We start from the raw sequence: 6,944 nt of genomic DNA on the forward strand, positions 1-6,944 counted from the left end.
CTCTCGGACCCACCCCCGACAAACGCAGGCCCCTCCGGCTCGTCCGGCCGCGCGGCCGACGGGTCGGGTGGCGGTGTGGTTGAGAGGGAAGTGGAGCAGGTCGCTGATGGGCACGTCAGGCCAGGGGGGACACGATGACGATCTTTCCCTTGCTGGCCGTGTTGCTACCGTTCGCGGCCGCCTTCGTCGGGCTTCTGTTCTCGCGGGTGCCGCATCGGGCGCCGGTGACCACCCGGCCGCCGGACCGAGCGGCAGGTGAACGGGCCAACACCCGGGCTGCCTGGATCGCGACCGTCCCGACGGCGGCATCGGCTGTGCTGGCCGTCGTGCTCGCCTGGGGGCCGGGGTTCGCCTACTTCACCGGTGACGCCACGCCGGAGGCGACAGGTCAGACGTACGGCACGATCGTCACCGGCGGCATCCCGATCTGGCTCACCCTCCAGGCCGACGCCCTGTCGAGCGTCCTGGGCGTCCTCGTGACCCTGGTCGCCCTGGCCGTCCAGGTCTACTCGGCCGGATACCTGGCGGACGACCCCCGCTACCCTTCCTACAGCGCGTTCGTGAGCCTGTTCACCAGCGCGATGCTGCTGGTCGTCTACTCCGGCGACCTCCTGGTCCTCTACGTGGGCTGGGAGATCATGGGCCTCTGCTCCTATCTCCTCATCGGACACTGGTGGGAAGACCGGGGCAACTCGCGTGCGGCGGTGAAGGCGTTCCTCGTCACCCGCCTGGGCGACGTCGGCTTCCTGTTCGGCATCTTCGTCCTGGGCGCGGCGGCGGACAGCTTCCGCATCGCGGACGTGCTGACGGCAGTGCCCGACATGTCCCCGGCCACGCTCGTGACCGCCACGATGCTGCTGCTGGCCGGCGTGGCGGGCAAGAGCGCGCAGGTGCCGCTGCACACCTGGCTCCCCGACGCCATGGCCGGCCCCACCCCGATCAGCGCGCTCATCCACGCCGCCACCATGGTCGCCGCCGGCATCTTCGTCGTGGCCCGGCTGTTCCCGGCGTTCACCGCCGCCCCGCCCACGCTCGACGTGCTCGCCGTCATGGCCGCGCTCGGCATGCTCGGCGCCGCGCTGGCCGCACTCGCCCAGGACGACCTGAAACGTGTCCTCGCCTACTCCACGGTCAGCCAGCTCGCCTACATGGCGGGCGGCCTCGCCGCGGGCTCCGACACGGCGGCCGTGTTCCACCTGCTGACGCACGGCGCGTTCAAGGCGCTGCTGTTCCTCTGCGCGGGCGTGGTGATCCACCACGTCGGCTCCAACCTGATGACCCGGATGGGCGGTCTGCGCCGCGAGCTGCCGGTCACGTTCGTGACGATGACGGTCGGTCTCGCCGCCCTCACCGGCATCCCACCGGCCAGCGGTTTCTTCAGCAAGGACGGCGTGCTGGCCGCCATGGACGACGCCCTGTCGACGGGCCGCCTGACCGACGCTGCGGCCCTCCTGCTCTACGGCTGCGCGCTCGCCACCGTGGCCGTCACCGGCGCGTACGCCGCCCGAGCCTGGCTGCGTACGTTCTTCGGCCGGCCCAGGGCCGTGGCGCTCCCCGAGCCCGAGCCCGGCACGGCCCACGTCGTGGACGTCAGGGAAGCACCCCGCACGATGCTCGTCCCGCTCGTCCTGCTCGCGGTGCCCGCCCTGCTGCTGGGCTTCGCCGGCGAGCCCCACCTCGACCTCGGCGTGGCCGCCCTCAGCGTCGTCCTCACGCTGCTCGGCGCCGGCGCCGTCTACGCGTCCTGGCGCGCCGACCCCCTCTCCGACCCCGCCCGCCTGCTTGGCCCGCTGCGGGTGCCGTGCGAGCGGGCGTTCTACCTCGACGCCGTCTACACGGCCCTGGTCGTACGCCCCGTCCAGGCGCTGGCCGGGCTCGTCGTCACGACGGACGACAAGGTCGTCGACGGCGCGGTACGCGGCTCCGGAGCCTCCGCCCGCCGCCTGTCCGGAGTGCTGCGGCTGACCCAGAACGGCAACGTCCAGCTGTACGTGAGCGGCGTGCTCGCCGGAGTCCTGCTGATCGCGGTCGGGGCGGTGATGTTCACATGATGGGCTGGCTTCCCGTCGCGCTGCTCGCCGTGCCGCTGACCGGTGCGATCCTGCTGCTCCTCGCACCCCACGCGCTGCGTCACGTCATCCGCACGTACGGCGTGGTCGTCTCGGGGGTCACGTTCGCGCTCAGCGTGCTGCTGGCGGCGACGTTCGACCACGGCGCGGCGGCGCGGATGCAGTTCGAGGTCGACCGCCCGTGGATCCCCGGGCTGGGGCTCCGCTTCCACCTCGGCGTCGACGGCATCTCGTTGCCGCTGGTGGTGCTGACGGCCCTGCTGACGTTCCTGTGCTTCGTCTACCTGTGCTGGCGCGGCGGCCGGTCGCCCGACCAGCTGATGGGCGACAAGCCGAGAGAGCTCGTCTTCACGCTGCTCGTGCTCGAAGTCGGCATGGTCGGCACGTTCCTCGCCCTCGACCTGCTGCTCTTCTTCGTCTTCTTCGAGATCGTGCTCATCCCGATGTACTTCCTCATCGGCACGTGGGGCGGCAAGGGCCGCAGGGCCGCGTCGATCAAGTTCATCCTGTACACGCTGCTCGGCTCGGTCGTGATGCTGCTCGGCCTGCTGATCATCTGGGCCCAGACCGGCACGCTCGACATCGAGGCGCTGAGCGCGTCCCACGGTGCCGGCATGTCCAGGTCCGTGCAGATCCTGGCGTTCGTGGCGATCGGCGTCGGCCTGGCGGTCAAGACGCCCATGTGGCCCGTGCACACCTGGTTGCCCGACGCCCACACCGAGGCGCCCACCGTCGGCTCGGTGCTGCTCGCCGGGGTGCTGCTGAAGATGGGCACGTACGGTTTCGCCCGCATCGCCATCCCCGTCCTCCCGGAGGGCGCGATCGCGGTGGCGCCGTGGCTCGGGGCGTTCGCCGTCGTCGGCATCGTGTACGGCGCGTTGGCCTGCCTCGCCCAGCGCGACCTGAAACGCCTGATCGCCTACTCCTCCATCGGCCACATGGGCTTCGTCCTGCTCGGCTTCGCCACGTTGACCCCCGTGGGCGTCAATGGCGCCCTGTTCGCGAACGTCGCCCACGGCCTGATCACCGGCCTGCTGTTCTTCCTGGCCGGAGCGATCAAGGTGCGCTACCCCGGGTCCGACATGCCGTCGATGGGCGGCGGCCTGCTGGCCACGATGCCGCGGCTCGGCTCGGTGCTCACGTTCGCCTCGATCGCCTCACTCGGGCTGCCCGGCCTGGCGGGCTTCTGGGGCGAGATGCTCGCCCTGTACGGCGCCTTCCAACCGGCCGACGTGCTGCCGCGCGGGCTCTTCCTCACGTACATGGTGATCGGGGGCCTCGGCGCGGTCCTCACGGCGGCGTACTTCGTGCTCATGCTCTCCCGCGTCACCCACGGCCGCCCCCGAGCCGAACAACCGCGCGACGAGAGCGCGCCCGCCGACGACCGCCTCGTGCGCGCCGCGCCCGACGAGCGTCCCGTCGTGCCCCTCCGCTCACCACACTCCGTACGCGCTCTTCTGGGCCCGCCGCCCAGCCGCGCCGAGCTGACCGCCGACATCCAAGGCCACGAGCTCGTGGCGTGGACCCCGCTGGTCGTCCTGATCCTGCTGTTCGGGCTCTGGCCGGGTCTGCTGCTGTCGCTGACCACGCCGCCCGTGCTGACCCTGCTGGGGGCGCTGCCATGATCCAGCAGATCGACTACTTCGTGATCGCGCCGTCGCTGGTGCTGGCCCTGGTGGCCGGGCTGGTGCTGCTGCTCGACGCGTTCCTCCCGGCCCGCCCCCGCACCCAGACCGGGCTGGGGCTCGTCACGCTGGCGGGCGTTCTGCTCTCCCTGGGCTTCGTCGTCGCCCAGGCCGTACGGGGCGGCCCGGCGTTGTCCACCTTCTGCGTGCCGCCCGGCACGTCGCCCTGCTCGTACGTCGTCGACCGGTTCACCCTGGCCTTCGCCGGGCTGGTGCTGGTGGCGGCCGTGGTCGTCGTCCTGCTGTCGATGACCGAGCTGGCCGGCGGTGGCATCCCCGTCGGCGAGTGGCACTTCCTGCTCCTGTGCACCCTCGTCGGCGCCGTGACCCTGCCCGCCTCCCGCGACCTGGTGATGCTGGTCGTGGCGCTCGAGCTGGTCTCGCTCCCCGTCTTCGCCCTCACCGCACTGAAACGCTACGACGGCCGCGCCTCCGAGGCCGCCGTCAAGCTGTTCGTCGTCTCCGTGGTCTCCACGGCGATCATGCTGTTCGGCGTGTCCCTGCTGTACGGCGTCACGGGCAGCGTCTACCTCTCGCGCCTGTCCGCCGTCCTCGCCGGGCAGGCGCCCCCGCCCGGACTGCCCGCGGACGCCCTACCCGCCGTCGTCACGGTCGGCGTCGTGCTCGTCGTGGCCGGCTTCGCCTTCAAGATCGCCGCCGTGCCTTTCCACTCCTGGGCGGCCGACGTCTACCAGGGCGCGCCCGTCCCGGTGGCGGCGCTGCTGTCGGTCATCTCCAAGGCGGCCGGGTTCGCCGGGTTGATCCTTGTCCTGGTCAGCGGCCTGTCCGGACAGGCCGGCACCTGGGCGCCGATCATGGGGATCCTCGCCGCGCTCACCATGACCGCGGGCAACCTGCTCGCCCTGCGGCAGCGTTCGGCCGTACGCCTGCTGGCCTGGTCCTCCGTCGCGCAGTCCGGCTACATCCTGGCCCCGCTCGCCGCCGGCACCGCGGAGGCGGCCGGAGCCTCCACCGCGTACCTGATCATCTACGCCGCCATGAACCTCGGCGCGTTCGCGGTCGTCATGCTCGTGTCCCGCGTGTCCGCGCGCAACGAGCTCGACGACTACCGGGGGCTCGCGTTCCGGCGGCCGGCGGCCGGCATCGCGCTCGCGTTCTGCCTGATCTGCCTGGCCGGGCTCCCACCGGGGCTGGCCGGGCTGTTCGCCAAGGTGTTCGTCTTCCGCGAGATCGTCGCGGCCGGATCCGGCTGGCTGGCGCTGGTCATGGCCGTTAACACGGTGATCGGCCTGTACTACTACGCCCTGTGGACGGCCCGCCTCTTCGCCCCGGCGACCGGCGCGGCGGCCCCGGCCGGGCGTCATGTGGCCACTTCGCTGGCCGTGGGGCTGGCGCTGGCGGCGGCCGTGCTGTTCTCGGTGGCCCCGCAGCTCGTCCTCGACATGACCTTGCTGTCCGCCACGGGCTGAGCCCCAGGTCGAGCGCCTCAGGGAACGATGGACCGGGGCATCGTCGTTGGACGTCGTGAACCCACACCACGAAGGGGGGCACCTTGCACCACAACGGTCTGCGCACCGCCGTTCTGCTCGGCGGGCTGTCGGCGCTGATCATCGCGGTGGGCTCGTGGTTGGGCGGCGGCACCGGCGTGCGGATCGCGCTCGTGCTCGCCCTGGTGGCCAACGGCGTCGCGTACTTCTTCTCCGACCGCATCGCCCTGTCGGCCATGCGGGCCAGGCCGGTCAGCGAGGTCGAGCACCCGACGCTCTACCGGATCGTGCGCGAGCTCTCGACCCAGGCGCGCCAGCCGATGCCACGCCTGTACATCTCGCCGACGGTGCAGCCGAACGCGTTCGCGACCGGCCGAAACCCCCGCCAGGCCGCGGTCTGCGTGACAATCGGCCTGACCAAGCTGCTCGACGAGGCCGAGCTCCGCGGCGTGATCGGCCACGAGCTCTCCCACGTCTACAACCGCGACATCCTCATCTCCTCCGTCGCCGGCGCGCTCGCCACGATGATCACCTGGCTGAGTTACGTGGCCGTGTTCTTCGGCGGTTCCGACGACGACGAGGGGCCCGGTTTCTGGGGTGCGCTGCTGATGATGCTGCTCGGCCCGGTGGCGGCCGGGATGGTGCAGATGGCGATCTCCCGGACCCGCGAATACCAGGCCGACGAGGCCGGAGCCAGGCTCACGGGCGACCCGCTCGCACTGGCCTCGGCGCTCCGCAAGATCGAGATGGGCGCCCGCCGGCTTCCCCTCCCCGAGAACAGCCGCCTCACCTCGGCGTCCCACATGATGATCGCCAACCCGTTCGCGGGGTCGGGCTTCGGCCGCCTGTTCTCCACGCACCCGCCCACGTCCGAGCGCGTCGCCCGCCTCGAACGCATGGCCGGCTACCGCCGCTGAAACCCCTGCACGATCTTCCTGAGCAGTTCCCCGAGGTTCTCGGGGTGGACGGTCTCCCCCGTGGCGTCGAGCTCGTCGGCGCTCCACCACCGGTAGGAGAGCGTGGTCTCCTTCTCGACCTGCTCCATGTGATCGAACGACACCGCCGCCTCGCCGTCCACCCGGACGGCGAGAAAGGTCTCGTCCTGGGTGATCGCGTACTGGGCGAAGTCGAACGACGTGATCCTGCTCCCGTGCGGCCCGGTGATCTCGCCGACGCCGGCCCGGATCCCGACCTCCTCGTAGAGCTCACGCGCGGCGGCCTCCTGCGGCGTCTCACTGCCTTCCAACGCCCCGCCGATGGTGAACCAGAAAGGACGATCCGGTACGGCCGGATCGAAGCCGTGCAGGAGGAGGACACGGTTCTCCCGGTCGATGGGCAGGACACGGGCCGTGAACCGGCGCACGGGGATCTTTGTCACGGTTATCGAGCATAAGGGGCCGCTGTTTTGTGTCGTTGTGCACGCCGGGGCTGATCTGTGTGGTTGTACGCAGAACGCCAGGTCGCGGCTGCCTAGATTGTGGGTCGTCCGGAGAGATCGCTCCGGAGGTTCTCCTCACAGTCAGGGATGGATGGTCATGTCGAAGCTTCGTAGCCTTCTCGCCGGTACGGTTCTGGCCGGCGCGGTGGTGGCCGGTGTCGCGGCTGCTCCCGCCCAGTACTACATTCGTAGGTCCGCTGGGAATGGGTCACCGCGTCGCCGGTAGTGGCTGATCAGAGCGCGTGTCTGATGAAGCCGCCGGAAGTGTGACCAAGCCAGGACGTGATCGATGGCGTTGGCCGCT

General features: G+C 70.9%; 5 protein-coding genes. 4 read left to right on the forward strand and 1 reads right to left on the reverse strand.

What is annotated here, in order from left to right:
• Positions 1 to 134 precede the first annotated feature (134 nt).
• The 4 genes from E1286_RS44815 (at position 135) to htpX (ending at position 6,119) form a co-directional block, all read left to right on the forward strand.
• Positions 135 to 2,051, forward strand: a complete 1,917-nt coding sequence (locus E1286_RS44815) for an NADH-quinone oxidoreductase subunit 5 family protein (protein ID WP_132623140.1) — start codon at positions 135 to 137, stop codon at positions 2,049 to 2,051.
• Positions 2,051 to 3,694, forward strand: a complete 1,644-nt coding sequence (locus E1286_RS44820) for a complex I subunit 4 family protein (protein WP_132623142.1) — start codon at positions 2,051 to 2,053, stop codon at positions 3,692 to 3,694. Before E1286_RS44815 ends, E1286_RS44820 begins: the two co-directional genes overlap by 1 nt.
• The gene (locus E1286_RS44825; protein WP_132623144.1) at positions 3,691 to 5,184 is read left to right on the forward strand and encodes an NADH-quinone oxidoreductase subunit N; all 1,494 of its coding nucleotides are present in this window, start codon (positions 3,691 to 3,693) and stop codon (positions 5,182 to 5,184) included. Before E1286_RS44820 ends, E1286_RS44825 begins: the two co-directional genes overlap by 4 nt.
• An 83-nt stretch (positions 5,185 to 5,267) precedes the next feature.
• Positions 5,268 to 6,119: a zinc metalloprotease HtpX gene (gene htpX / locus E1286_RS44830; protein ID WP_132623146.1), complete on the forward strand. Its 852-nt coding sequence runs from the start codon at positions 5,268 to 5,270 to the stop codon at positions 6,117 to 6,119.
• Here htpX and E1286_RS44835 read toward each other — a convergent pair.
• The gene (locus E1286_RS44835) at positions 6,107 to 6,580 is read right to left on the reverse strand and encodes an NUDIX hydrolase (RefSeq protein ID WP_165970213.1); all 474 of its coding nucleotides are present in this window, start codon (positions 6,578 to 6,580) and stop codon (positions 6,107 to 6,109) included. The genes htpX and E1286_RS44835 overlap by 13 nt on opposite strands.
• Positions 6,581 to 6,944 lie beyond the last annotated feature (364 nt).

This window comes from Nonomuraea terrae, from assembly GCF_004348995.1.
In the GTDB taxonomy this organism is placed as follows: domain Bacteria; phylum Actinomycetota; class Actinomycetes; order Streptosporangiales; family Streptosporangiaceae; genus Nonomuraea; species Nonomuraea terrae.

Bases quoted from the DNA above. Each gene is read 5' to 3' on its own strand.
- E1286_RS44815 (WP_132623140.1), top strand. From the start codon at position 135: ATGACGATCTTTCCCTTGCTGGCCGTGTTGCTACCGTTCGCGGCCGCC.
- E1286_RS44820 (WP_132623142.1), top strand. From the start codon at position 2,051: ATGGGCTGGCTTCCCGTCGCGCTGCTCGCCGTGCCGCTGACCGGTGCG.
- E1286_RS44825 (WP_132623144.1), top strand. From the start codon at position 3,691: ATGATCCAGCAGATCGACTACTTCGTGATCGCGCCGTCGCTGGTGCTG.